The sequence below is a fragment of the Candidatus Accumulibacter contiguus genome (genome assembly GCF_036625285.1).
Classification (GTDB): domain Bacteria; phylum Pseudomonadota; class Gammaproteobacteria; order Burkholderiales; family Rhodocyclaceae; genus Accumulibacter; species Accumulibacter contiguus.
On record NZ_JAZKUC010000002.1, the window covers coordinates 595,180 to 621,073 of the forward strand.

The 25,894-nt window shown below is 65.4% G+C and carries 20 protein-coding genes and 1 pseudogene; 6 read left to right on the forward strand and 15 right to left on the reverse strand.

Annotated features, from left to right (window positions below; translation table 11 throughout):
- Window positions 1-3: 3 nt before the first annotated feature.
- The 4 genes from V5B59_RS21280 to V5B59_RS21295 are packed head-to-tail and all read left to right on the forward strand — an operon-like array spanning window position 4 to window position 3,148.
- On the forward strand, window positions 4-528 hold the full coding sequence (locus V5B59_RS21280) for a DUF2796 domain-containing protein (RefSeq protein WP_332333131.1): 525 nt from the start codon (window positions 4-6) through the stop codon (window positions 526-528).
- 6 nt (window positions 529-534) lie between these two features.
- Complete coding sequence (locus V5B59_RS21285; RefSeq protein ID WP_034913226.1) at window positions 535-1,251, forward strand: ATP-binding cassette domain-containing protein; 717 nt, start codon at window positions 535-537, stop codon at window positions 1,249-1,251.
- Window positions 1,248-2,510 carry an ABC transporter permease gene (locus tag V5B59_RS21290; RefSeq protein WP_332333132.1) on the forward strand — a complete coding sequence of 421 codons (1,263 nt, stop codon included), beginning with the start codon at window positions 1,248-1,250 and terminating at the stop codon, window positions 2,508-2,510. The genes V5B59_RS21285 and V5B59_RS21290 overlap by 4 nt, the downstream gene beginning before the upstream one ends.
- Before the next feature lie 11 nt (window positions 2,511-2,521).
- A complete protein-coding gene (locus tag V5B59_RS21295) occupies window positions 2,522-3,148 on the forward strand; it encodes a DUF3299 domain-containing protein (protein ID WP_332333133.1) in 627 nt (208 codons plus the stop codon).
- Window positions 3,149-3,179: 31 nt separating this feature from the next.
- Here V5B59_RS21295 and V5B59_RS21300 read toward each other — a convergent pair whose 3' ends face one another.
- Together V5B59_RS21300 and V5B59_RS21305 are read right to left on the reverse strand one after the other, a co-directional pair.
- Window positions 3,180-4,526, reverse strand: a complete 1,347-nt coding sequence (locus V5B59_RS21300) for a methyl-accepting chemotaxis protein (RefSeq protein WP_332352304.1) — start codon at window positions 4,524-4,526, stop codon at window positions 3,180-3,182.
- Between the two features lie 9 nt (window positions 4,527-4,535).
- Window positions 4,536-4,904 carry a response regulator gene (locus V5B59_RS21305; RefSeq protein ID WP_034951443.1) on the reverse strand — a complete coding sequence of 123 codons (369 nt, stop codon included), beginning with the start codon at window positions 4,902-4,904 and terminating at the stop codon, window positions 4,536-4,538.
- A 274-nt stretch (window positions 4,905-5,178) separates the two neighbouring features.
- On the opposite strand from V5B59_RS21305, the gene V5B59_RS21310 reads away from it, so the two are divergent.
- Window positions 5,179-5,988, forward strand: coding sequence for a substrate-binding periplasmic protein (locus V5B59_RS21310; RefSeq protein ID WP_034910278.1), 810 nt, complete (start codon window positions 5,179-5,181; stop codon window positions 5,986-5,988).
- Window positions 5,985-8,708 carry a bifunctional diguanylate cyclase/phosphodiesterase gene (locus V5B59_RS21315; protein WP_169071923.1) on the forward strand — a complete coding sequence of 908 codons (2,724 nt, stop codon included), beginning with the start codon at window positions 5,985-5,987 and terminating at the stop codon, window positions 8,706-8,708. The genes V5B59_RS21310 and V5B59_RS21315 overlap by 4 nt, the downstream gene beginning before the upstream one ends.
- Here the strand turns inward: V5B59_RS21315 and V5B59_RS21320 are convergent.
- The 13 genes and pseudogenes from V5B59_RS21320 to V5B59_RS21375 all read right to left on the reverse strand — a co-directional run bounded on the left by V5B59_RS21320 (window position 8,653) and on the right by V5B59_RS21375 (window position 25,876).
- Entirely contained in the window at window positions 8,653-9,486 is an 834-nt protein-coding gene (locus tag V5B59_RS21320; RefSeq protein WP_034910283.1) for an HDOD domain-containing protein, read from the reverse strand. The two genes, V5B59_RS21315 and V5B59_RS21320, sit on opposite strands and share 56 nt — an antisense overlap.
- 133 nt (window positions 9,487-9,619) lie before the next feature.
- Window positions 9,620-10,735: a protein-glutamate methylesterase/protein-glutamine glutaminase gene (locus V5B59_RS21325; protein WP_169071924.1), complete on the reverse strand. Its 1,116-nt coding sequence runs from the start codon at window positions 10,733-10,735 to the stop codon at window positions 9,620-9,622.
- Window positions 10,728-11,867, reverse strand: coding sequence for an HD domain-containing phosphohydrolase (locus V5B59_RS21330; RefSeq protein ID WP_169071925.1), 1,140 nt, complete (start codon window positions 11,865-11,867; stop codon window positions 10,728-10,730). The genes V5B59_RS21325 and V5B59_RS21330 overlap by 8 nt, the downstream gene beginning before the upstream one ends.
- Window positions 11,864-14,953, reverse strand: coding sequence for an ATP-binding protein (locus tag V5B59_RS21335; RefSeq protein ID WP_332332634.1), 3,090 nt, complete (start codon window positions 14,951-14,953; stop codon window positions 11,864-11,866). The genes V5B59_RS21330 and V5B59_RS21335 overlap by 4 nt, the downstream gene beginning before the upstream one ends.
- Before the next feature lie 8 nt (window positions 14,954-14,961).
- The gene (locus V5B59_RS21340; protein WP_169071927.1) at window positions 14,962-15,135 is read right to left on the reverse strand and encodes a hypothetical protein; all 174 of its coding nucleotides are present in this window, start codon (window positions 15,133-15,135) and stop codon (window positions 14,962-14,964) included.
- Entirely contained in the window at window positions 15,132-17,372 is a 2,241-nt protein-coding gene (locus V5B59_RS21345; protein ID WP_332352305.1) for a response regulator, read from the reverse strand. Before V5B59_RS21345 ends, V5B59_RS21340 begins: the two co-directional genes overlap by 4 nt.
- The gene (locus tag V5B59_RS21350; RefSeq protein ID WP_332352306.1) at window positions 17,338-17,652 is read right to left on the reverse strand and encodes a CheR family methyltransferase; all 315 of its coding nucleotides are present in this window, start codon (window positions 17,650-17,652) and stop codon (window positions 17,338-17,340) included. Before V5B59_RS21350 ends, V5B59_RS21345 begins: the two co-directional genes overlap by 35 nt.
- 16 nt (window positions 17,653-17,668) lie before the next feature.
- Complete coding sequence (locus V5B59_RS21355; RefSeq protein ID WP_332352307.1) at window positions 17,669-17,998, reverse strand: CheR family methyltransferase; 330 nt, start codon at window positions 17,996-17,998, stop codon at window positions 17,669-17,671.
- A 40-nt stretch (window positions 17,999-18,038) separates the two neighbouring features.
- Window positions 18,039-18,221, reverse strand: a pseudogene (locus V5B59_RS26395) (hypothetical protein); the annotation flags it as partial.
- The gene (locus tag V5B59_RS21360; RefSeq protein WP_332352308.1) at window positions 18,212-18,451 is read right to left on the reverse strand and encodes a response regulator; all 240 of its coding nucleotides are present in this window, start codon (window positions 18,449-18,451) and stop codon (window positions 18,212-18,214) included. The gene V5B59_RS21360 and the pseudogene V5B59_RS26395, both read right to left, overlap by 10 nt.
- Complete coding sequence (locus V5B59_RS21365; protein ID WP_332352309.1) at window positions 18,418-19,014, reverse strand: response regulator transcription factor; 597 nt, start codon at window positions 19,012-19,014, stop codon at window positions 18,418-18,420. Before V5B59_RS21365 ends, V5B59_RS21360 begins: the two co-directional genes overlap by 34 nt.
- On the reverse strand, window positions 18,966-22,133 hold the full coding sequence (locus V5B59_RS21370; protein ID WP_332352310.1) for an ATP-binding protein: 3,168 nt from the start codon (window positions 22,131-22,133) through the stop codon (window positions 18,966-18,968). Before V5B59_RS21370 ends, V5B59_RS21365 begins: the two co-directional genes overlap by 49 nt.
- Complete coding sequence (locus V5B59_RS21375) at window positions 22,130-25,876, reverse strand: PAS domain S-box protein (protein WP_169071930.1); 3,747 nt, start codon at window positions 25,874-25,876, stop codon at window positions 22,130-22,132. Before V5B59_RS21375 ends, V5B59_RS21370 begins: the two co-directional genes overlap by 4 nt.
- Window positions 25,877-25,894: the final 18 nt, after the last annotated feature.

Below are 25,894 nucleotides of genomic sequence, written 5' to 3' on the forward strand. Positions count from 1 at the left end.
ACCATGAACCACTCGCCCTGGTGCTTCATCATTGCCATCTGCCTGCTGCCGCTACCCGTCGCTGCCGGTGAACCCGCCGCCGCCCACGTGCATGGTGCCGCCAGCCTGCAGGTGGCCATCGACGGCAAGAACCTGACGCTCAACTTCGAAAGCCCGCTCAACAATCTCGTCGGTTTCGAACACGCGCCTCGTACCGAAAAGCAGAAAGCCGCCGTGCGCGCGATGGCCGAACGCCTGCATCAGCCGGCCAGTCTGTTCACGGCCTCGCCTGCCGCCGCCTGCGCGCTGCTGTCGCTGAAACTGGAATCGCCGGTGCTGGAGCCGACGAAGCCGTCCGTCGGCGACGGCCATGCCGACCTCGATGGCGAGTTCGTTTTTCGCTGCGAGCATCCCGAAGCCCTGCGTGCGCTCGAAGTCGGTCTGTTTCAGGCTTTCCCGAGGCTGCAGCGAGTCGACGTGCAGGTGACGGGGCCACGCGGACAATCGGCTGTCCGACTCTCGCCACAGCAACGGCGCATCGCCTGGTAGACCGGAATGACGTCGGAAACCGTCATCGAGATCGAGAACCTGCGCTTCCGCTGGCCGCGGGGAGGTGAGTTCTGCCTCGAAATTCCGGCCTTCGAGGTCCGTGCAGGCGAGCGCATTTTCCTTTATGGACCGAGCGGCAGCGGCAAGAGCACGCTGCTCGGGCTGTTGGGCGGCGTGCTGGTGCCCGAGCTTGGGCGGATCAGGCTGCTCGGCAGCGAGTTGACACGCCTCAAGCCCTCGGCGCGCGACCGTTTTCGCGCCGACCATGTCGGTCTCGTCTTTCAGCAGTTCAACCTCATTCCCTATCTTTCGGTAGTCGATAACGTTCTCCTGTCGTGCCGCTTCTCGGCGCGCCGACACGCGCGCGCGCTGGCGGCCGGTGGCTCGCTGCACGACGAGGCTGCGCGCTTGCTGGCCCACCTTGATCTTGAGGAGGCGTTGCACCGACAGGGCGTCACGCGCCTGAGCGTCGGCCAGCAGCAGCGCGTAGCGGCGGCGCGCGCGCTGATCGGACGCCCGGAGATCGTCATTGCCGACGAACCGACCTCGGCCCTCGACGCCGAGCGGCAGGAAGCCTTCCTCGCTCTCCTCGCTGGCGAGTGCCTGGCGGCGGGCAGCACGCTGCTCTTCGTCAGTCATGACCGGCGGCTCGCCACGGGTTTCGACCGCGAGCTCTCGCTGGCGTCGATCAGCCCGGCCGGCGGCGAAGGGAGAGCCGCATGAGTTCACTCCTCCTGCTGGCCGCGCGCAGCGCCTGGAACCGGCGTCTGACGCTGGGCATGACGCTGATCGCCGTGGCCCTCAGCGTCACCCTGCTGCTCGGCGTCGAGCGCGTGCGCCACGAGGCGCGCAACAGCTTTGCGCAATCGGTCGCCGGCACCGACCTGGTCGTCGGCGCCCGCACCAGCCCGGTCCAGTTGATGCTCTACGCCGTTTTTCGCCTCGGCGAAGCCACCAACAACATCCGCTGGCAAAGCTACCGCGCGATCGCCGAGAATCCGGCCGTCGCATGGTCGATCCCGCTGTCGCTGGGCGATTCGCATCACGGCTTCCCGGTCATCGGCACTTCATCGGCCTACTTCGAACACTTTCGGTACGGGGACGCGCAGGCCCTGGCTTTCTCGGCAGGCAAGCCGTTTGCGGAGATCTTCGAAGCCGTGCCCGGCGCCGAGGTGGCTGCACGTCTGGGCTATCGTCCCGGCGATCGGATCGTCCTCAGTCACGGCATGGGCGACGTCAGCCTCGCCGAACACACCGACAAGCCGTTCACGGTGGTCGGCATCCTCGCTCCGACCGGAACGCCGGTGGACCGCAGCGTCCATATCAGCCTCGAAGCGATGCAGGCCATTCACCTCGACTGGCAGGGCGGCGCGCCCTTGCCGGGGCTGTCGATCCCCGCCGAATACGTACGCAAGTTCGATCTGACGCCGCAGGAAATCACTGCCGTGCTGGTGGGACTGAAAAGCCGCGCGGCGGTGTTCAAGGTCCAGCGTGACCTCAACACCCGTTCCGCCGAGCCCCTGCTGGCGGTACTGCCTGGCGTCGCGCTCGATCAGCTCTGGCAGGTGGTCGGCATCGCCGAGCGAACCCTGTTCGCCGTCTCGGCGATGGTCGTGGCGGTCGGCCTGGCCGGGCTGGTGGCAGTCGTCATCGCCGGCCTCGGGGAACGACGGCGCGAACTCGCCATCCTCCGTTCGGTGGGCGCGCGGCCGAGCGAAATCTTTGTGCTGCTGACTGCGGAAGGCCTGTTCGTCACCGTCCTCGGCGCGCTGCTCGGAGCAGCCCTGCTGGCCCTGCTGATGGCGCTGCTGGGCCCGCTCGCGCAGGCGCATTACGGGCTGGCGATCCGCGCCCGCTGGATTTCGTCCGATGAGCTGCTCCTCCTCGGCGCAGTCGTCGCCGTCGGCCTGGTTGCCAGTCTGCTGCCGGGCTACCGCGCTTATCGAATCTCCCTGGCCGACGGCCTGACTCCCCGCCTGTAAAGGACCCCCGTATGCGAATCCTTGCGTTCTTCTCTGGCCCGATCGCGGCCGTGGCCGGTCTCGCGCTGCTGGCCGCCTTGCCCTTGAGCCTTGCCGGCAGCGCCTGCGCTGCCGATGCGCGCAGCGCTTATCGCGTCGGCGATCGCCTGTCGCCGTCGAAGGCGGCCACCGCGCCCGAGGCGGTTTACAAGGAGACGCCATGGGACGCGCTGGTCCCCAAGGACTGGGACCCCCAGCAGGCTTTCAAGGGGCTCGACCTGCGCACGCTCAAGGACTCCGACCCGCGCGCCATGGAGGCGCTGCAGCGGCTCCGGGAAAGCTGGGACAACGCCCCCGTCGAGCAATCCCTGCGCGGTCAGCGCATCCGCATTGCCGGTTTCATGGTGCCGCTGGAAAAAAAGGGCGACGAGGTCTCGGAGTTCCTTCTCGTCCCCTATTTCGGCGCCTGCATCCACGTGCCGCCACCGCCCGCCAACCAGATCATCCATGTGATCCTGGCCAAACCGCTGAAAGGCTTGCAGAGCATGGACGCGGTGTGGGTCAGCGGAGTGCTGGCCATCGCCCGTTCCGACTCGCCCTGGGGCACTTCCGGATACCGGATGCAGGGCGAACTGGTCGCTCCCTACAGCAAGCGCTGAAGAAAGCTGACGAAACGGGGAGGGTGGCTGCTCAGAAGAGTTCGACGTTCGACGGTTTGCTGGCTGGCGCCGGCGCAGCGCTTGAGGTGCGCGCCTTGGGGACGGCGGCGGGCGGGCGTGGGCGGTGCGTGGGGGCGATCGCCTGGCGATGGGCGTCGCGCTGCTGGTCCATGACATAGTTCGAGAACTGCTGCTCCATCTGCTGGGCGAGCGGTTCGATGCGCACCTCGTGGCCGCCATCGGCGCCGCTTTCGATGGCTCCGGCGAGCGCTTCGGCGTGCTGGTCGAGACGTCCGAGGCCGTGGATCACCTGTTCGATCTGCTGGCGCGTCACGTCCTGGAACTGCACGCTGGCCAGGGCCTCCATGAACATCGTGGCGAGCTTGCCGCTGTTCGTGGTGATGGTGTCGAGGATCTGCCGTTCGCGCGCCGTCAGGCTTTCGTAGCTGGCGCCGAGGGCGGCGAGCTGCTGTGTGAAGCGTTCGAGACTGTCGCGTTCCTCGTGGATGTGCGAGTGCGCGAGCTTGTCCTTGAACTGGCGCTCGATGATCTGGGTGACGGCGATGATGCCGTCGTTGATCTTCTTGACCGCGGCTTCGGTTTCGTGCGAGAGCTTCCTCACCTCGTCGGCGACGACCGCGAAACCGCGTCCGGCCTCGCCGGCGCGGGCGGCCTCGATGGCCGCATTGAGCGCGAGCAGGTTGGTCTGGCCGGCAATGTGCCGGATCAGATCGACCAGGGTTTGCAGCGAGCGGGCTTCCTTGACCGCTTCGCCACTGTGTTTCTCGTCCGCGGCGGTCTCTTCGACGCGCTGGGCGATGAAGGCTTCGAGCTTGCCGATCAGTTGGCGATTGCCGGCGATCCGCTCTTCGGATTCGTGCGCCATGGCCTGCGATTCCGCGGCGGCGGCGGCCACGAACTGGTTCAGGTCGGTGACCACCTCGTCGATCGTCTGCAGTCGTGAAGTGACATCGTAGGCCGCCTGTTCGGTCTGCTCGACGACGCTCTGCAACTGCCCGACGAGAACCTGGTTGAAGCGCGGGATCTCCCGCAGCTCGGGCAGCGCGACGCGCTGGCAGACCTGCTGCGACGGGCAGCGCGGGCGTTCGTCCCGGAGACTTTCGTCGATGCCCAGGTGGGTGTCGTGGTACAGGAGCCGCGAGAGCGCCTGCTGGAGGCCCAGGAACAGCAGCAGACCGAGCAGGGTCATCAGGGTGTCGCGGCTGCGATCGCCGAGAGCGAAGGTCTGGCTCAGGAAATCGACGTACCAACCATGCAGGAGCAGGACGACGATGAGCAGCACGACGGTCGCGGCCAGTCCGGTGAGCAGCGAACGCCGGCGATACTGGTCTTGGGGTTTGCCGAGGGAAGGGGTCATCGTCTCGGCCTAGCGGATGACCAGCTTGATGGTATTGAGCAGGTCGTCGGCGGTCGCCGGTTTGACGATCCAGCCCGAAGCGCCGGCGGCCTTGGCTTCCGCCTTGCGGCTTTGCTGCGATTCGGTGGTCAGGAAGAGAATCGGCAGGAACTTGTAGGCGGGCAGCGTGCGCACCTGCTTGATCAGCTCGATGCCGTTCATGCCGGGCATGTTGAGATCGGTGATCAGGAGGTCGACCTTGACTCCGGCCTTGAACTTTTTCAGGGCCTCGTCGGCATTCGACGCCTTCTCGACGGCAAAGCCGGCCTTGCCGAGGATGCTCGATACGCTGAGCAGGATGGTTGCCGAATCATCGACCAGAAAAATGGTTTTTGCCATGGGGAAGCTTTCTCCTGTGTGGAATGGACTCGCCGCGGGCAGGCCACTGCCGGGACGACAAAGCGCTTGGTCTATGAGCTGCAGCGTCGCCAGCGTCGGTACCTCCCAACACTTTCATGCACACCCGAGCTCAAGCGAGGGATTGTACTGACAATTCCCGGAGTGAGCACAATTTGCCAGCCAATGACGGGGTTTTATGGTTCAATACTTGATGGTAATGACCATTTCAGATGGCTGGCGGTCAATGCCTCAAGATTCATTTCCGGAGATCGCAATGCGAATCCTTGTCCTCCTTTTGCGCCTCGTCGTGCTGGCCAGCGGCCTGAGCGTGTCTGCTCAGGGAAGCACCGCAGACCTTGCCACGAGCCGGCTCGATCGAGTCCGGGAGGCCAGGGTGCTGCGTGTCTGCATCTGGCCCGACTACTACAGCATCACCTACCGCAACCCGAAGACGCAGTTGCTGTCCGGGATCGATATCGATCTGGCCGGCGAACTCGGCAAGGACCTCGGTGTGGCGGTGCAGTTCGTCGATAGTTCCTTCGCCAGACTCATCGATGATGTGACTCAGGATCGCTGCGATCTGGCCATGTTTGCGGTCGGCATCACGCCCGCGCGTGCGGAAAAGCTGCGTTTCACACGCCCCTATCTGGCCAGCGACATTTATGCGATCACCACCAAAACCAATCGCCGGATCAAGGACTGGGATCAGATCGACCGCACCGGCTCGGTGGTGGCCGTCGCCCGAGGGACGCTGCATGAGTCGATCATGAAGGGCAAACTCAAGGCGGCGCAACTGCTGGTTCTCGATACGCCATTTGCGCGCGAGCAGGAAGTCCAGTCGGGTCGCGCCGACGTTTTTCTGACCGACTACCCCTATAGCCAGCGTTTTCTGGCGAGCGCCGACTGGGCGCGCCTGGTCTCGCCCCCCGGCGCCTACCACATCACCCCCTACGCTTATGCCATGCAGCCCGGTGACGATGCCTGGGCGGCACGCATCGAGCGCTTCGTCAGCGACATCAAGAACGATGGGCGGCTGCTGGCAGCCGCGCGGCGGCATAAACTCGAGACCATCGTCTCCCCATGACGCGCCGCGCCTGGCGGCAGTTACGTACGACGTTTCTGCTTTTCCTGGGTGTATTCGTCGGCGGCATGGTCGCCATGAGCGCCTACACCCTGTGGCGACTGCGTGGCGAGGCGGTGGCCAACGGTCTGGGCATCGCAGCGATGCATTCGCGAGGTTTCGAGGACTTCCTGACGCAAAGCCTGCACGTCACCGAACTCGTCGCGGCCAACTCCCTGGCGCAGGTGTCGCTTGTGCGCGATGCGCGCGAGATCGAGCGGACTTTCGTGGCGGCCCTGCAGCATGTGCCATTCCTGCGCTCGATGTCCCTGCTGGACGACGCGGGGCGGATTGTCGCCAGTTCCAATCCGGCCAACCTCGGCGTGACGGTGGCGACACAAAATTATCTGCCGGCAGACGCTGGCCGGCTGCAGATCCTGCGCATCGGCGAGCCCTGGGCAGGACGTGATTTCGCCAGTGGCCAGCCATCGACGGCGGGAACGCCCGTCGATGCCGACTCGCTCGGCTTCATCCCGGTGACACGCAGCATCGGGCTTGGCAAGGGGCGCGTAACCTTGCTCTTTGCGCTGAATCCGGACTATTTCATCAACCATATTGCCCAGAAGATCGCTGCCGAGGAAGGATCGGTCAGCGTGCTGCGCTACGACGGCACGCTGCTGATGGATAGCGACCCCGGCGGGCGACCCGGATCGTTGCAGGACCACTTCGTGAGTGAACTGCGCCTGGCCGAGGTCGAGTTTGGCCAGTTCGAACAGGGCAGCGGCGAGGATCGCCCGCGGCTGATCGCCTTTCGAGCGTCGCGCCTGTATCCCTTCCTCGTCGTCACGGCGCTCGATCGTCGGCCCGCCCTGCAGCAATGGCGGACCGAGACCAGGACCGTGCTTGGCGTCATGGTTCCCGCTCTGCTGGCGATCACGCTGCTGGCGACCGGCCTCTACCGCCGGCAGATGCAGTTGGCCGAGCAACGCGCAGAATCGGAGCGCCTGCAGCAGATCAACGCGGCCAGCGTGTTCACCAACGCCCGCGAGGGCATCATGATCACCTCCCCCGACGGCACGATCCTCGACGTCAATGAGGCCTTTTCCCGGATGAGTGGTTTCAGTCGCGAGGAATCGCTGGGGCAGAACCCGCGCTTTCTCCGCTCCGGTGTTCAGGCAAAGGAGTTTTACACCGCCATGTGGGGCGATCTGATCGGCCAGGGCCACTGGAGCGGTGAAGTCTGGAATCGCGGCAAGAGCGGCGAGATGTTTGCGGCGATACTGACGATCAGTGCGGTGCGCGATGATCAGGGCAGAACCCGGCAGTACGTGGCCCTGTTCTCCGACATCACCCTGCTCAAAGCAAACGAAGAGAAGCTCAAGCGGACGGCTCACTACGACGCGCTGACCGGTTTGCCCAATCGCGTGCTGCTGGCCGACCGCCTGCATCAGGGCATGATGCAGACGCAGCGGCGCGGGCAGCGCCTGACCGTCGCCTTTCTCGATCTCGATGGCTTCAAGGCGGTCAACGACCAGCACGGTCACGAAGCCGGCGACCAACTGCTGATGACGGTGGCGGGTCGAATGAAGCAGGCCTTGCGCGAAGGCGACACGCTGGCGCGTCTGGGGGGCGACGAGTTTGTCGCGGTATTGCTCGATCTCTCGGATATCCCCTCGTGTGCGCCGATCGTGGACCGCCTGATTGCGGCCAGCGCCCAGCCGGTGCCGTACGGCGAGCAGATACTGCAGGTGTCGACCAGCGTCGGCGTGACCTTCTACCCGCAGGCCGAGGAGGTCGATGCCGATCAACTGCTGCGCCAGGCCGACCAGGCCATGTACCAGGCCAAGCTCGCCGGCAAGAACCGCTACTGTGTCTTCGATGCCGAGCTGGATCGCAGCGTCCGCAGCCACAACGAACGCCTGGAAGATATCCGCCGTGCCCTGTTGGCCGATGAATTCGTTCTCCACTATCAGCCCAGGGTGAACCTGCGCAGCGGCGCGGTGATCGGTGTCGAGGCCCTGATTCGCTGGCAGCATCCGGAAAAAGGACTGCTGCTGCCAGCCGCTTTCCTGCCGCTGATCGAGAATCACCCGCTGGCGGTCGATCTCGGGGAATGGGTGATCGCGCGTGCCCTGGCGCAGATCGCAGAATGGCGCGGTGGCGGACTGGAGATGGCGGTGAGCGTCAATATTGGCGCACGGCAGTTGCAACAGGCCGGTTTCGTCGAACGACTGCGTACTCTGCTGGCCGGACAGCCGGAGGTGGGACCGGGTAGGCTTGATCTCGAATTGCGGGAAACGCGTGCGCTGAAAGACCTCGCCAGTGTCTGTGCGATCATCACCGCGTGCCGGAAAATCGGCGTGTCATTTGCCCTCGACGATTTTGCCTGTGGCCATTCCTCGCTGACTTACCTGAAGAGCCTGCCGGTTTCCCGGATCAACATCGACCGCAGTTTCGTCTGCGACCTGCTCGAAGGTGGGGAGAATCGAGCCGTCCTTGAGGGGGTGATCGGGCTCGCCAAGGCTTTTCACCGCCAGATCGTCGCCGAAGGCGTGGAGAGCATCGAACAGGGTCAGATGCTGCTCCAGCTCGGCTGCGAAAGTGCCCAGGGTGACGGCATCGCCCGGCCGATGCCGGCGGCCGACATCGTCGCCTGGGTGGCTGCCTGGCAGAGTTCGCCAGGTGCGCTCAGAGGCGCAGCGCTGCCGTCAGTGAGCGTACCTCATCTGCCGATTCGCGCATGATTTCGAGCAGCGTTTCCTCGCCGATCAGCATGTCGATCGATGCCGCCGTGCCTTCCCTGGGAACGTCGTCGAGGTCGCGTAGCGGGCTTTCGACGGGGGCCAGTTCGTCGGCCAGCAGCAACGTATCGCCAAGAGTTTTCGGCGGCATCGCCAGAAAACCCCGCCAGCAGACTTCGATCGCATCGACCACCGTTTGCGGTACCTCCAGCACCTGCAGCAAGGCGCGACCGACCTCGGCTTCGCCGGTTTCGCTCCACGCCGAGAAATCCTCGTCGAGCAGGCCGGGAAATTCGGCGGCACGCGAAATCAGGTAGAAGCCACTGATCTCATGGACGATGCCGGCGAACATCGCCGTTTCCGGGTCGAGGTGGGTGACCTTGCGGGCGATGACCTGCGCCAGTGCCGCGACATGCGCGGTGTGCTCCCAGAGTCGCGCCGCCATGGCACGATCCTGTGCCGACAAGGGGGAAGCCAGCGCGCGCGTGACGACCGCCGCTGCGAGCGAGCGCAGATAGCGAAAACCCAGCCGCAGAACGGCCGTGCGCACGTCGGTGATCGGGCGACCCGAGGGATTGAAGGCGCTCGAGTTGGCCAGCGCCACGACCTTTGCCGACAGCAGGGGTTCAGCCTTGATCAGGCGCATGGCCTGGTCGATGTGGCAATCCGGATCGTTGAGCGCATGCTGCAGTTTGAGCGCGACCAGCGCATTGGTCGAGAAGTTGACTGCGCCATGCTCCAGTTCTGCGGCGATCTTTTTCAGGATGTCGTATCGTTGCATGGCCGTATTCAAACCTCGCGTTAATGTGAAAGTCGCGTCAGCGACTCACAAATCTCCCCTCCCCACTTGCGGGGGAGGGGTCGGGGGAGAGGGAAACGGTCATGACTTTCATCATCGGGGGTGCCTGGAATAGTCATGACCGTTGGTTGAAGGTCTCGATCAGCGCCGCAGGGATCTGCTGGAGTGGCAGCACCCGATCGGCGGCGCCGAGCCTGATCGCCTCCCTGGGCATGCCGAAAACCACACAGGAGGCTTCATCCTGGGCGATCGTCGCGGCGCCGGCATCGTTCATCTCCTTGAGGCCGCGGGCGCCGTCGTCGCCCATGCCGGTCATGATCACGCCGGCTGCGTTGCCGCCGGCAAACCGGGCTACCGAGCGGAACAGCACATCGACCGAGGGTTTGTGGCGATTGACCAGGGGGCCGTCGAGCACCTCGATGTAATACTGCGCGCCGCTGCGCTTCAACAGCATGTGCCTGCCGCCGGGAGCGATCAGCGCGAGCCCCGGCAGCACGCGATCGTTGTTCCGGCCCTCGCGGACTTCGATCGTACACAGCGAGTTGAGGCGTTCGGCGAACATCGCCGTGAACTGCTCGGGCATGTGCTGGACGATGACGATTCCCGCGATCGTCAGCGGCAGGCGGGTCAGTACGGCTTCGAGTGCTTGCGTTCCGCCGGTCGAGGTGCCGATGGCGATCACCTTGTCGGTCGTCCTTTGCACCGCCGCGTTACCGGCGGGGAGGATGGCGTCCGCGCTGTTGCGCGTCATTCTCTGCAGCGTCGGCAGCCGCGCGCTCGCCGCCGGATGGGTGGTGGGGAGCGGCTGTCCCGGCAAGGCGACCCGGGTTCGGGCGGCCGCGCGGATGGCGGCGATGATGTCGTTCGTGGCGTCTTCGAGGAAGCCCTTGAGCCCGAATTTGGGCCTGCTGATGATGCTCACGGCACCCGCAGCAAGCGCCTGCATGAGCGTGTCGCTGCCGGTCGCGGTGGGCGATGAACAGATGATCACCGGCGTCGGTCGTTCAGCCATCAGCTTGCGCAGGAAAGAGAGGCCGTGCATGCGCGTCATTTCGATATCGAGAATGATCACGTCCGGCCAGTTCCTGCGCATCTTGTCCATGGCGAAGAGCGGATCGGCCGCCGTACTCATGACCTCGATGCCGGGCTCACGGGCCAGCGCCTGCGCAACGACCTGACGGACCAGCGCCGAGTCGTCGACGATCATGACCTGGATTTTCCCTTCATTCATGAATTTCCCCTTTCCCTGGTGGGGGATGGGTCGGAAGAGAGCTGGAATGGCCGGCAGCGATCGCGTTGAAAGTCTCGGCGCAGACCAGGAAGCAATCGACGACCAGCGGGTCGAAGTGCTTGCCGCGCCCCTGTGCGATGATCTCCACCGCTTTGCCGTGAGGCAGGGCGGGCTTGTACACCCGCTTGCTGATCAGGGCATCATAGACATCGGCGATCGCCATCAGGCGTGCGGCGAAGGGAATGTCCTCGCCGCGGAGGCCCTGCGGATAGCCTGTACCGTTCCAGCGCTCGTGATGCGAATAAATGATTTCGCTGGCGATCCGCAGGAACGGGTGCAGGGTGTCGACCCCGAGTTCGGCCGCGTGCAGGGCATCGCGGCCGATCGTCGTATGTCGCTTCATGATCTCGAACTCCTCGGCATCGAGTGGTCCTGGCTTGAGCAGGATCTGGTCAGGAATTCCCACTTTGCCGATGTCGTGCAAGGGGGCGCATTTCCAGAGCAGCCCCCATTCTTCGAGTGGCATGCGATCCCGCTGTGCGGGTTGTTGCAGGAGGTTTTCGACGAGTGCCCGGACATAGGCGCGCGTGCGACGAATATGATCGCCGGTCTCGTTGTCACGGGTTTCGGCGATCGCTCCGAGGGCCACGATCGTCAGTTCCTGACTGCGCTGCAGGTCCAGCGTTCGCGCTTCGAGCGCCTGCGTACGTTCGCTCACCAGCGATTCGAGATGGAGATTGCGGTCCGCCAGATAAATCTGTGCCTGGCGCAGGCGTAGTTGCGTGCGTACGCGTGCCAGCAGAATCGGTGGTGCCACCGGCTTGGGCACATAATCGACGGCGCCGAGTTCGAGACCGCGGATGATGTTGGCAATATCCGTATGGCTGGAAAGAAAGATCACCGGGATCTCGGCGGTGCGGGTATCCCGCTTGAGCGCCGAGCAGACCTGGTAGCCGTTCATGTCCGGCAATTCGAGGTCGAGCAGTACCAGGTCGGGTGCCGGCGACATTTGCGCCAGCTCGATGCCCTTGCCGCCACGCGTCGCGATGCGCGTGCGAAAGTGCGGGAGCAGGCATTCGTTGATGACTTCGAGGGTTGCCGGGTCGTCATCGATCAGGAGAATGGTGGTCATGAGGTTCCATCCGGGTTGCTGGCTGTTTCATGATCCGGAAACAGCCGTCTTGCGGCGTCGAAATCGAAATTGCGCACGCGTGCCAGGGTCGCGCGCAGCGTTGCTGACCAGGCTGTCTCGCCGAGTTCCGCGAGACAGTCATGGATGGCGCGCTCGCTGTCGCCGTCGGCGGTCTCGAGCAGGCGCAGCAGTGCCAGGATACTTGCCGGAGGGGGTCCGGCGGGCGGCGGCGCGGCGAGATCTGCCAGCGGCGTCCCGTCGGCAGCATCGCTTCCGAGTGCCTGCCTGATCTGTTCGCTCGCCTCGTCGACGGCCGCTGCCAGGTGGATGATCGCCGCGTCGGCGGCTTCGCCGCGGCTCGCTGCCGCCTCGACCTGCAGGGCAAAAGCCTGTGCACTGGTGATCCCGAGCATGCCGACGCGGCCGGCGAGGGCATGTGCGAGCTGGCAAGCCTGTTCCCGCTGGCCAGTCGCCATCGCCTGTTCGATCTTTCTGACCTCGGAACCACCCTGGTCGGCCAGGTCGCGCAGCCAGTGCCGGTAGCGTGCGGCATTGCCGGCGAAGCGGGCCAGGCCGGCGGCGCTGTCGATCGCACCGAGAGCAGGCCAGGCGGGCATTCCCTGGCTGCCGGTCGCTGGCGGCAAGGCGTCCATCGCTGTGGCGGCTTGCCGCTGCTTGTGGACGGGAATCCATTTCGCCAGTGTGCGGTAGAAGGTCGGGTGATCGAAGGGTTTGCCGATGAAGTCGCTCATGCCGGCCGCGCGCTGGAGGCCCTTTTCATGTTCCATGATGTGCGCGGTCATGGCGATGATCGGCAGCGCCTCGAAACCGGCGCGGCTACGCAGTTCGCGGGTCGCACTGTAGCCGTCCATGACCGGCATCTGGATGTCCATCAGCACCAGATCGAAAGCGCTCGCGTCACTCATCCGGAGGCGATCGACCGCTTCCTGGCCGTTGCTGGCCATCACCGGCGTGATGCCGACCGCGCCGAGCAGGGCTTCGACGATCTCGCGGTTGAGCGGATGATCATCGACGACCAGTACCCGCGCGCCGTGATACGCTTCCGGCAGTGGCTGCAGCGCCGTCGATGCAAGGGCCGTGCCGGACCTTGCCGATTCCCCCAGTGCCAGCCAGAGCGTGACGCGAAAGGTGCTGCCGGCACCGGGCCGGCTGCTGGCGCAGATGTCGCCATCCATCCTCTCGGCGAGCCGCTTGCAGATGGCGAGTCCCAGGCCGCTGCCGCCGAACTTGCGCGTCATGCTGGCATCGGCCTGCCCAAAAGGCTGGAACAATTGCGCGATTTCCGGCTCGCTGAGGCCGAGACCGGTATCCTCGACATCGATGGCCAGGCGCACTCGCGTCGCTTCGCTGTGCAGGACGCTGATCCGCAGCTCGATGTGGCCGCTGCTGGTGAACTTGATGGCGTTGCCGAGCAGGTTGAGCAGGATCTGTTCGATTCGCAGCGGGTCGCCGATCAGCGTATCGGGAACTTCCGCGTCGATACGTTCGACGAGTGTCAGCCCCTTCTCTGCCGCCTGGTGCATCAGCACCGACTTGCTGCGCTCGAACATGCCGCGCAGGCTGAACGTGGTGTTCTCGAACTCCAGCCGGCCAGCGACGATCTTGGTCAGGTCGAGCAGATCGTTGATCAGGTGCGCCAGTGACTTGCCGGCACTGCCGATCTTGTCGAGGTAGTCCTGTTGCCGGGGATCACGGCTGAGTTGCCGGGCGAGCCCGGCCAGACCGATGACGGCGTTCAGCGGCGTGCGCAGTTCATGGCTGACATTGGCCAGGAAAGCGTCCTTGGCGCGGTCGGCCTGGGTCGCCGCGGCCAGCGCCGCGCGCAGGTCGGCGGTGCGCTTCTCGACCAGTCCTTCGAGCTGCAACTGCTGGTCGATCAGTTCGCGCGTGCGTGTGGCGACTTCGCTGGCGAGGGTGGCATGCCAGGTCTCGAAGCGTGCGGCCATGCTGTTGAAGGCCGCAGCCAGGGTCGTCACCTCATCACCGTGGTGCGGCTTCGCCAGCTTCACGCGGGCGTTCAGTTCGCCCTCGGCGAGACGCTGCGCGACGTTCGCCAGTTCCCGGATCGGACGCGTCACATGCCGCGCCGCCAGAGCCACGACGATCAGGCTGCAGACGGTGAACAGCAGGCCGAAGAGCAGCAGTTGCCCGGCGCGCTGCTCGAGTTCGTGCAGGATCTCGTCGCGCTCGCGGCGAAGCACCAGACTCCATCCTTCGTTGGCAGCGATGCGCACAAAGCGATACGTGGCAAGGGTCAATCGTCCGTTCGCCGCGTTCTCGACGAAACTGCCATCCATTTCCTGGGAAGCGGGCGGTGGCGGCATCTCGCCCGCCCCGGCAAGCAGACGGAAGGTCGCGAGCCGCCGCCGCTGCTGATCGAAGAGTGAAACCGAACCGGAATCTCCCAGCGAGCGCAGTTCAACGCGATCGAAATGGCCAAGCAGTTCCTGAATCGACACGCTGGCCACCAGAACCCCGAGCAATTTGCCGGTCGAGGTCGCCGCAGCGTTTCGCTCGATGACCTGGCGGGCGATGATCAGGCTGGGTTCCCCTGCGACTGTCGGGCCGGTGGTTTCGATCTGTTCGACGACACCCGGCGTCGACAGGCGCCCGAGCAGACCGGCGTCGGCGAGGGGGCGTCCGGCCATGCTGGCGTCGCTGGCGGCCAGCACGCGCCCGTCGCCGGTCGACACCAGCGCCAGGTATTCGAAAACATCCGGGTAGGCGCCCATCACCGACTGGAAGTGGCGACTGGCAGCGGCAGACGCCGCTTGCGTCAGCGGCGTGGCCAGAGCCTGCACGAGGACAGGGCTTTCGGAGAGCAGGCGGAGATTGCCGCGGCGTTCCCGCAGGGCGCTTTCGATCTGCGTGCTGCGGCTGTCGGCACTCAGTTCGAGGGCCTGCCTGGCATCGGCCAGGTGGATCTGCTTGGCACCCGGCAAGTCGAAGAACGGCAATCCGTACAGCCAGGCGGTGAGCAGGGTGGTGATCGCCAGCACCAGCAGTGTGCCGAACAGGCCGGCGACGCGCAAGACGATGCCGGTGCCCGGCGATCTCCGGTTCACGGCGATATTCACTGTTCTTCGAGCCGACGATTGAGGATTCGATCGCGCTGCAGCAGCGCACCGATGTCGACCGAAGCGGCGTCCCGAGGCAGTGCGTAGCGCGCGAAATACTCCTCGCCGGCCGCGACGAGGCCGGTGCAGCAGAGCAGGAGCCGTCCGCTCCAGCAGCGCAGCATCGTCATCCGGCCTCCTCGCTGCCGGCGAGGAGTTGCCGCGCGGCCTCGAAATCGAATTTCTGCACCTGTGCCCGCGCCGCCTGCAGCAGCGGTTCCCAGTCGCTGTCCGGCAGCTCTCCAAGACAGCTTTCGATCGCCGTGGCACTGCCGCCATCCGCGTCCTGCAGCAGGCGCAGCAGGGCCGTGACCGAGGCGGGCATCGGCCCGGCAGGTCTGGCTCCCGGCGGTGGGCCGGCCGCTCGGTTCGTCGCCTGCCGGGGGGGCGATGGGACGAGCGCCGCCTGGATGCCGGCGCACATCGCCTCGATCGACTGCGCCAGTTGCCAGCGCAGTGCATGGCCTGCCGGACTGTTCGCCTTGCCGGTCCGCAGTGCCTGCTCGAGCGCCGCGGCCAGCGCTTGCAGTTCGCGCATGCCGAGCGTACCGACGCGGCCCTTGAAGGCGTGCACCGCCTGTCTCGCCGACTCGCTCGCGCCACCGGCCAGCAGGGTATCGATGGTCGCGGTGAAGCCGGCCGATTCGCCGACGAATTCCCGCAGCCAGTGACGGTAACGCGCGCGGTTGCCGGCAAATCGCTGCAGTGCTGCGGCCGTGTCGAGGCCGCTGATCGCCGCCAGCTCGTTCCCGCCGGCGTCGGCAGCAAAGGCTGCAGGTGGCGCTGCTGCTGCCGGTGCGTCACCCTGCACCGGCAGCCAGCGCGCCAGCAGCGCGAAGAAAGCCGGCAGCGAAAACGGTTTGCCGAGGTGATCGTTCATGCCTTCGGCCAGGTACACCTCTTTTTCGTGCACCATCGTGTGGGCCGTCATGGCGACGATCGGCAGCGTGGCGAAACCCGGTAGCGCACGGATTCGGCGGGTGGCTGCAAGGCCGTCGAGAACCGGCATCTGGATGTCCATCAATATCAGGTCGAAAGCCTGTGCGCCGGCCTCGCGGAGAATGTCCACCGCCTGCTGGCCGTTCTCGGCAAAACGCGGCGCGATGCCGACGCTTCCCAGCAGTTCGAAGACGAGATCGCGATTGAGCGGCTGATCGTCGACCACCAGCACGCGTGCTGCGGGGTAATGCGTCGGCAGATTCTCGGCAGCGGCCGGGTCGTCGCCGCTCGGGCACTCGCTGGCCGTTGCCACTCCCAGGCGCAGGTGGACGCGAAAGCGTGTGCCTTCGCCCAGCCGGCTGCTGACCTCGATCGAACCCTGCATGCCTTCGGCGAGTTGCTTGCAGATCGCCAGGCCCAGGCCGGTGCCGCCGTGCTTGCGGGTAATCGACGGGTCGGCCTGGACGAACGGTTGGTAGATACGGGCGATCTCGCTCTCGCTCATGCCGATTCCCGAATCCTCGACCTCGATCAGCAGCCCGGCCTGCTGATCGTCGATGTCCTCGATGGCGATGCGCACCACGACCCAGCCGGTTTCGGTGAACTTGAGCGAATTGTTGAGCAGATTGAGCAGGATCTGTTCGATACGCAGCGGGTCGCCGAGCAGCAGTTCGGGGAGTCGTTCATCGATCCGGCTTTCGAGACGCAATCCCTTTTCGATGGCATGGTGCCCAATCACCGACAGCGCGCGCGCGACGGTCTTCTGCAGGCTGAACGGTGTGCATTCCAGGCTCATCTCGCCGGCAGCGATCTTGGTCAGATCGAGCAGGTCGTTGATGATCGCCAGCAGCGTCTGGCCAGCGTCGCTGACCTTTTCCAGGTATTCGCGCTGGCGAGGGTCGCTGCTGTGGTTCAGCGCCAGCGCCGAGAGCCCGATGACGGCGTTGAGCGGCGTTCGCAGTTCGTGGCTGACGTTGGCGAGGAAGGCATCCTTGACCCGGTCGGCGACTTTCGCTGCTTCCAGCGCCGCCTGCAAGGCGCGGTTCTGCTGGTAGAGGCGGAGGAACACCCGCGTCTTGGCGCGCAGCAACTGGTCGTTGATCGGCTTTGCCAGATAATCGGTGGCGCCCGTCCGGTAGCCATGGATGCGATCCTCGGGGCTGTTGTGGGCGGCGGTGATGAAGATCACCGGCGTGTCGGCGGTCTGCGGATTGGCCGACAGGCGTTCGCAGACCTCGAAGCCGTCCATCTCGGGCATCTGCACGTCGAGGAGGATCAGCGCGAATTCCTCTTCGAGGGTGATCGCCAGCGCGTCGAAACCGTTGCCGGCCTCGACGATCGTCGCCTCGACACCCCGGAGGGCGGCGCGGATCGCCAGGCGGTTGGCGGCCAGGTCATCGACGACGAGGATCTTCGGAACGCCGCTCATCGCGCTCTCGCCATGGTTTTTCGGAAAATCCGCAGCTCGGCCTGCACGGCGCCCAGGTGTCGTCGCGGTCGAGGATCGATTCGGCGCTGCCGAGGACCAGGAAGCCGCCGCGCTGCAGGCTGCGTTCGAAGAGGTCGAGGGCCCGCGCCTGCAGCGCTGCACCGAAGTAGATCAGGACGTTGCGGCAGATCAGCAACTGCGTTTCCAGGAAGGCATCATCGGTGACCAGATTGTGCTCGACGAATTCCATCGCTTGCAGGGACTCTGCACGAATGGCCATTGTCTCGCCGGCATGGTCATTGCCGATCGAAATAATCGTCGAAGCAGGCGCTGCCGCCAGCCGCGAGATAGTTGGCCCGCCACTGCGCGAACTGCTCTGCCGGCCAGCGGCCGCGCCGCGCCCGGAGCAGGTCGGCGTTGATGTCGGTGGTGATCATCCGCGCCTTGTACGCCAGACCGCATTCGTGCAGCAGGATGGCGAGCGAATAGCTCTCCTGGCCGTAGCCGCAGCCGACCTGCCAGACGTTGATGCGCGGGAAGCTGTCCAGCTCCGGCATCACCTGTTCGCGGAGGTACTTCCACACCGGCGGGTCGCGGAAGAACTCGGAGACCGGCACCGACAGCATGTTGATCGACCATCTGCGCCACCTGTTCGTCGCGCAGCAGGGCCGGCAGCAATTCGACCAGGCTGCCGGCCTGGTAGAACTCGACCAACTGCCTGAGCCGGCGGAGCAGCGAGGCGCGACCGTAACCGCTGAAGTCGTAGCCGTAGCGCTCGCGCAGCAGCAAGAGCAGCAGATCGGCCTCGATGGCCTCGAGTGGGCGCGCGGATTTGCGTTTCAGAGCCATTTTTCGAGCAACTGCAGCAGACGGTCGATATCGACCGGTTTGGCGAGGTAATCGCTGGCGCCGGCGGCGAGGCAGAGCTCGACGTCGCCGGGCATCGCCTTGGCGGTGACGGCAATGATCGGGATCTGGCCGGTGCTGCCGCAGCGCATTCGCCGGATCAGTTCGTAGCCATCCATTCCGGGCATCATGATGTCGGTCAGGACCGCAGCGAACTGGCCGGTAGCGAGCATGTCGAGCGCCTGTGCGCCGCTGCCGGCGACGCTGACGGCAAAGCCGCGGCGCGCAGCGCTTTCGACAGCGCCGACTGGTTGCGAACGTCGTCATCGACGATCAGCAGCGCGTCGTGCCGCACCCTCGCCGCCGCCGGTGCGGCGACGGGTTCCCGCGTCTGCCGGGCGACCGCGAGCAGGACTTCCTCGCGCAGGCGCGCGCTCGCCTGGCCGTTGAGTCGTCCCTTGGAGATCACCGCGTCGGCGTGCGCATGCAGGCGCAGCAGCTCGGCGTCGTCGAGGTCGCGCGCCGAGTAGACCACCACCGGCGGTGGCTGCGGCGTTGCGGCAGCGACTTGTTCGAGCCATTCGAAGCCGCTCATGTCGGGCAGCATCAGGTCGAGGATGACGGCATCGAAACGCGTAGCGGCGATTGCCGCCAGACCTTCACTGCCGTTGTGCGCCCGGCTGAATTCGATGTTCGTATCCTTGAACAGGACGCGCACCGCCAGACTGCTCGCCTGGTCGTCTTCGATCAGCAGCACCTGCGGCTGGCCGGCGGGCAGGGCGGCCGGCGCCGCCACCGGCGAGTGTCGAGCATGTCGCGGATCGCCGCCAGCACCGCGTCGCGGGTGATCGGCTTGCGGATGTAGCCGGCAGCGCCGAGTGCCGCCGCCTCGCCGGTGTCGGCCGTGCCGGAGATGATGTACACGGGAATGCCGGCGCTGGCCGGGTCGGACTTCATCCGGCGCAGGACTTCGAGCCCAGGGATGCCGGGCAGACCGAGGTCGAGCAGAACGCCGGCCGGGTTTTCGGCAGCGATCAGTTCGAGCGCCTTTTCCCCGCTATTCACCGCCAGCACGGCGTAGCCCAGCGTCTCGATCAGGCGGGTGACGATCGGCACCAGCCGGCCATCGTCTTCGACGACCAGGATCAGCGTGTCGCGGCTGGCTGTGGGCGCTCGCGCGGCCACAGCCAGTGCTGCGGGCACCGGTGTACTGCTGTCGCCGACGATCTCCGGCAGGTGCACCGAAAAGCGGCTGCCGCTGCCGGGCGTGCTCTCGATGTCGATGCGGCCGCCCAGCAGTTCGACGAGCTGGCGGCTGATCGCCAGGCCCAGGCCGGAGCCGCCGTACTTGCGTGCGCTGCCGCCATCGACCTGCTGGAAGGCGTTGAAGATGCGTTCGATCTGGTCGGCCGCGATGCCGATGCCGCTGTCGATGATGTCGAAACGCAGTCCCCTGTCCTCGGCGCACAGCACGAGCTGCACCGACCCCTGGTCGGTGAACTTGACGGCGTTCGACAAGAGGTTGGTCAGGACCTGGGTCAGCAAGCGGCGGTCGCTGTGGATGACCGGCGCCGCTGCGGCTTCGACCTCGATCGCGAAAGCGATCGACTTCTTCGCGGCGAGCGGCTCGAACAGGCGGCGCAGGTACAGGAGGATCTCGGAGACCGGGAAGTCCTCGATCAGCATCTCGACCTTGCCGGCCTCGATCCTCGACAGGTCGAGGATGTCGTTGATCAGCGACAGGAGCTGGCTGCCGCTCTCATGGATGACGCTCGCCGACTCGACTTCGTCGTCATCGAGGTGGCCGGTCGAGTTCTCGGCGAGATGCCTGGCCAGGATCAGAATGCTGTTCAGCGGTGTGCGCAGTTCATGCGACATATTGGCCAGGAACTGCGATTTGTAACGATTGGCCTGCGCGAGTTCGCGCGCCCGCGTCTCGGCCTCGCTGCGGCCGAGTTCGAGCTGCCGTCGCTGCGTTTCCAGACTGCGGTTCTTCTCTGCCAGTTCCTCCTGCTGCACCCGCAGTTCCTCCTGGGTGCCGCGCAGGGTCCTGTTCTGTGCCTTGAGTTCGTCGGACTGGGCACGCATTTCGTCGCTCAGCGCCAGCATTTCGCTGTTCTTGTCGGCCAGTTCGGCCTTCTGCAGGCCCAGGACCTCGGTCTGCCGGCGACTTTCATCGAGCAGCGCGAGATTGCGCTCGGCGGCTTCGATGTTCGCCAGGTGCAGTCCGAGCGGGCCCACCAGGGCCGCGAGCAAGGCATGCTCGTCGGGCGACAGCCGGCGCGTCGCCGCCAGTTCGACGACCGCCAGCGTCTCGTTCTGATGCGTGATCGGGTAGAGCACGAGTTCCTCGGGGGGAAACTCGGCCAGTCCGGTGGCGATCAGCATCAGACCGCCGCCCACCGGCGCCAGGATCACTGCCTGGCCATCGCGAGCGCACTGGCCGACCAGCGATTCACCTGGCGCGAAGCGGTCCTGCAACTGGCTTCGCCGAGCCAGTCCCTGGGCGCCGGCACGCCGGTAGTGGCCGTCGGCGTCGCGCAGAAAGAGCGTCGCGACGGGCACCTTGAGCTGCCGTCGCAGATGGCCGAGGAGGGTGTCGGCAACGTCGGCCAGTCTTTCTTCCTGGCTGACCGCGGTGGTCAGCGCGGCAACGTTCTCGTGGATCCAGCGAGCACGCGCAACCGCTTCGGACATCTCGCGGAAACTTTCCGCCGCCTTGGCCATGTCGCCGATCTCGTCCTGGCGGTCGAGACCGGGAATCGCCGTTTTTTCGCCATTGGCCAGGCGCACCAGCGCGGTCTGCAGCGCCAGTACCGGCTGGAACAATCGCCGGCCGCCGACGATCGCGACGGCGGTCGCTGCCCCGGCAATCAGCAGGCCGCTGCCGAGCATCAGCCATTGCAGCGAATACAGGCGGGACAGCGCCTCGTCACGGCTGATCTTGGCGATCACGCCCCAGCGCGGCTGGTCGCCGAGGGCGCCGGCAAAAGGCCGCAACTGCCGGTAGGCGATGAACGAGGGCTGCTCACGATAATCGACGAGCTGATCGCTGCCGTCGTTGCCGGCAAGCACGCGGCGGACGGCTTCGGTCTGCAGTTGCCGCTTGAGGACCGACGATTCCTGGTCGAAAAAAGTGTTGGTGAGCATCCAGCCGCCGCTGCCGACGACAAAGGTTTCACCGCTCTGGCCGAGTCCGGCCTTGAAGTGCATGCGCCGGTCGAGCGGTTCGAAAGCGATCTGCACCACCAGTGCCCCCAGTGGCTGACCGGTGTCGGGTTCGAGGATCGGGATGGCGAGGAACATCGCCGGCCGGTTGCCCGCAGCCGCGTAGTGTTCGGCGTCGGCAAAGGCCGGGACGCCGCTCACCGCCTGGCGCAGGGCAATCGCCGCCACGCGCGCCAGGCCGCTGTCCTTCCACGGCCCGGTGAACAGGTTGGTCGCGAAATCGTGATCCTTGAGCAGGGAATAGACGACATTGCCCTGCGGGTCGACCAGCAGCATGTCTTGCCAGCCGTAAGAGGCATGGCGCCTGCGGAAGAACACATCATGCTCGCCGTGCGCCTGTTGGTAGCCGCGGCGGCAGGCATTGTTGGCGGTGTGCTGCGCGTCGCGGTCGTACAACGGCTGGAGCTGGCTGTCGGCGCGGGCACCGCAGGCCGCGAAAGCGGCGGCAAACTGCTGCATGGCGGCGATCACGGCAGGGGCGTTGCCCATGCTGACGATGTCGTCGCGCATCCGTTCGAGGTGATTGTGAATGTCTTCGCGGCGCGCCTCGGCGACCGCTGCCAGCGCGCGTTCGGCAGCGTCCTGCAGGGCACTGCTGGCGACCAGGGTGACGATCGCCAGCAACAGCGAAACGGCAGTGACTGCCGGTAGCACCGTCTGGAGGAGCAGTTTTGAACCCAGTTTCATGTCGGAGTCCATATTACTTCGGCAATGAGCTGCCTCGCCGCTTCAAAATCGAAACCTTCCGCTTTCGCCAGCGCTGCCTGCAACGGCGCTTGCCAGTCACGGTTCGGCAGTTCTGCCAGGCAGGCGGCAATGGCCGCGGCGCTGCCACCGTCCGCGGCCTCCAACAGGGGCAGCAGGGCCGCGATCGCTGGCGGCAGCGGCCCTTCGGGGCGCGCTGCTGCGACCGTCGTGGCCTGCCTGTCGGGGCCGAGCGCTGCCTGCAGGCGGACGCGCATGCATTCGATCGACTGTACCAGTTGTTGGCGGATTGCGCTGCCCGAATTGCTGTCCAAATTGCTTTCCGTTTCGCTATCGGACTCGCCGGCCCGGAGAAACTGATCGAGTGTCGCCGCCAGATCGTGGAGTTCGGTCATGCCGAGCGTACCGGTGCGGCCCTTGAAGGCGTGCACCACCTGCCTTGCCGCTGCGTACTCCCGACTGCACAGCAGCGCGTCGAGCTTGCCGATGAAATCCGCCGAATCCCCGATGAATTCTCGCAGCCAATACCGGTAACGTGCGTCATTGCCGGCAAAGCGCTGCCGTGCTGCGCTGGCGTCCAGACCGTCGATCGCCGGCAGCTCGCCGTCGTCGTTACTCGTGGCGGTGGCCACGGGCGCTGTCGGCACCGGCGGGGCGTCGGCGCGGTGTGCCAGCCACCTGGCCAGCAGCGCAAAGAAACTGGGCAAGGCGAACGGTTTGCCGAGATGGTCATTCATCCCTTCGTCCAGGTACATCTGCTTTTCGTGTTCCATGGTGTGCGCCGTCATGGCGGCGATCGGCAGCGTCGCAAAGCCCGGCAGCGTACGGACCCGGCGCGTTGCCGTGAGGCCGTCGATGACCGGCATCTGGATGTCCATCAAAACCAGGTCGAAGGCCCCAGGGCCAGACTCGCTGAGGATACCGATCGCCTCCAGGCCGTTCTCGGCGAAGCGCGGGACGATGCCGACGCTGGCCAGCAAATCGGAGACGATCTCGCGGTTGATTGGTTGATCGTCGACCACCAGGACGCGCGCGTCATGGTAATGCGTTGGCAGGGGTTCGCCGTCCGGCGCTTCTTGGCGGTCGCGAAGGTCGCCCTCGGTCGCCAGGGCCAGTGTCAGGTGGACGCGAAACTGTGTGCCGTCCCCCGGCCGACTGCTGACCTCGATCGATCCGTGCATGCCTTCGACGAGTTGCTTGCAGATTGCCAGGCCCAGGCCGCTGCCACCGAATTTGCGCGTGATCGACGGGTCGGCCTGAACGAAAGGCCGGTAGATATGGGCGATCTCGTTTTCACTCATGCCGATTCCCGAATCCTCGACCTCGAGCAGCAGGTTGGCGCGCTGCGCGTCGAGGTGCTCGACGATGATGCGCAAGAGGATGCCGCCGGCCTCGGTGAATTTGATCGAGTTGTTGAGCAGGTTGAGGAGAATCTGTTCGATGCGCAGCGAATCGCCGACGAGCCCCTCGGGAAGCCGCTCGTCGATTTGCGCTTCGAGCCGCAGCCCTTTTCCGGCGGCACGGTGGCCGATTACCGACAAAACGCGCGCGGCGGTCTGACGCAAGCTGAACGGCTGCGCTTCGAACCTCATCTCACCGCTCGCGATCCGGGTCAGATCGAGCAGGTCGTTGATGATCGCCAGCAACGTCTGGCCGGCGTCGCCGACCTTTTCCAGATACTGGCGCTGGCGAGCGTTGGTGCTGCCCTGCAGCGCCAGTGCCGAGAGCCCGATGACAGCGTTGAGCGGCGTCCGCAATTCGTGGCTGACGTTGGCCAGGAAGGCATCCTTGACCTGGTCGGCGATCTTTGCCGCTGCCAGCGCGCTGGTCAGCTCGGCCGTGCGGCGTTTGACGAGATCTTCGAGGTGTTCCTGATGCTCTTCGAGCTGCTGCTTGATCAGTCGTTGTTCGGTGACGTCCTGCTTGACCCCGAGAAAGTGGGTGATCGTCCCGTGCTCGTCGACGATCGGCGAGAACAAGGCTTCTTCCCAGAACAGTTCGCCGTTCTTGCGCCGGTTGAGGAGCGTGCCGCGCCACTCGCCGCCCGCGAGCAGCGTGTCCCACATTTCCTGGTAGGTTTGCAGCGAGGTCTGGCCGGATTGCAGCAGGCGCGGGTTCTGGCCGATGGCCTCGTGCCGGGGATAACCGGTGACCTGGGCGAAACGCGGATTGACATATTCGATCAGACCCTCGCGACTGGTAATGACGATCGATACCGGGCTCTGCTCGACCGCCTGCAGCAACTTGTGAGCTTCCTCCTCGGCGGCCCGACGTTCGGAAATGTCGGCGAAGATCCAGATGCTTCCCTCGTGGGGATATGCGGGGTCGATTGCCCGGCCGTTCAGCACGCCCCAGAAAGTCTGGCCGTCCTTGCGTTGCAGCAGCATTTCCTCGCAATGATTCCTGCCGGCGGCGCAGTTGGCGTAGGCGCGCTGGCCGACGGCCTCGAAGATGGCGCACGAGGCATACAGGCACTCGGTCGACTGCCCGGTCAACTCGCCGGCGCCATAGCCAAAGATTTCCTCGAAGCGGCGATTGCACGAAAGCACCCGCCGGTGCTTCAGGTAGGTGATGCCGACCAGAGCGTTTTGCAGGATCGTCTCGTGTTCGACGAGCAACTGCCGGGTCTGCTCGCTCTGCTCGTGCTCGCGGCTGACGTTGAACATCAGCCCGCGCAATATCGTCGGCTGACCGTTCTCGGCGATGACCCGAACCCGGTCGTGTAGCCAGAGAGTGCGTCCGTCGGCGGCGACGAAACGATATTCCAGATCGTAAGGCAGCCCTTGCTCGCTGCAACTCGCGCGCTGGGCGCTTGCCCAGGCCCGGTCGTCGGGGTGCAGATGCGCCACCCAGAAGTCGGCCTGTGCCCAGTCGGCGACCGGGAAACCCAGCAGGCGTTCGGCCTGGGTACTGACGAAGGTGAATTGCAGGGTCTTGGCATCGGCCTCCCAGACGATGCCGTCGATCGACTGCACGAGTTCCTCGTGCCGCCTGCTCAGGCGCTGCATGCCTTGGCTCATGCGGGAGGCAAAGGCCCTGGCGAGCAGGAACAGTCCGGCCATGGTCAGCAGTACCGCGATGCCGGTGACCCAGGCGTGTTGCTGCTGGCGGAGCAGCAGCGGCGTGATGTCGAAGCGCACGCTGATGCCGCCACGCACGTCGCCGACCCGGTAGTCCATGTCCTGATGGCAGCGTAGGCAGGCGGTCTCGACCAGCAGTGGCGCCATGTAGCGGAATTCGCTCCGGTCACCGCTGGTGATCGCCGCGAAACGTTCCTTCTCGCCGGCCGCGAAACCTGCGAGTGCTGCGCGTTCCCAGTCGTCGGCGGCGTTGTCGGGGTTCTTCAGTTGCAGGCTGGTGATGTGAAAACGGTAGTCGCCATCGCGCGCCGCCAGTTCCGAGATCTCGCGCGTCATCAGCGCCGGATTGCGCAGGGTGTAGGTCTTGCCGTTGGTCGCCGTGATGTCGGGATCCTGCAGGTAGGGATTGCTTTCGATACCGGCGCGTTTTTCCACGTAGACACCGCCGTGCCCGGCGTTCCAGCGCCGGGTCAGGACGATGTCGCGGAAATGCGCGCGTGCGCGCGTGAGCACGAACTCTTCGACAATCGACCCTTGATTTGCCCGATCAAGGAAAACCACAGTCATGCCGGCGACGATCAGCAGTAAGCCGATCTGCAGCAGAAAGCGATACTGCAACCATTTCCTGGCCACTGTCGTGGTCATTGCCGCGCGCTCGCACGC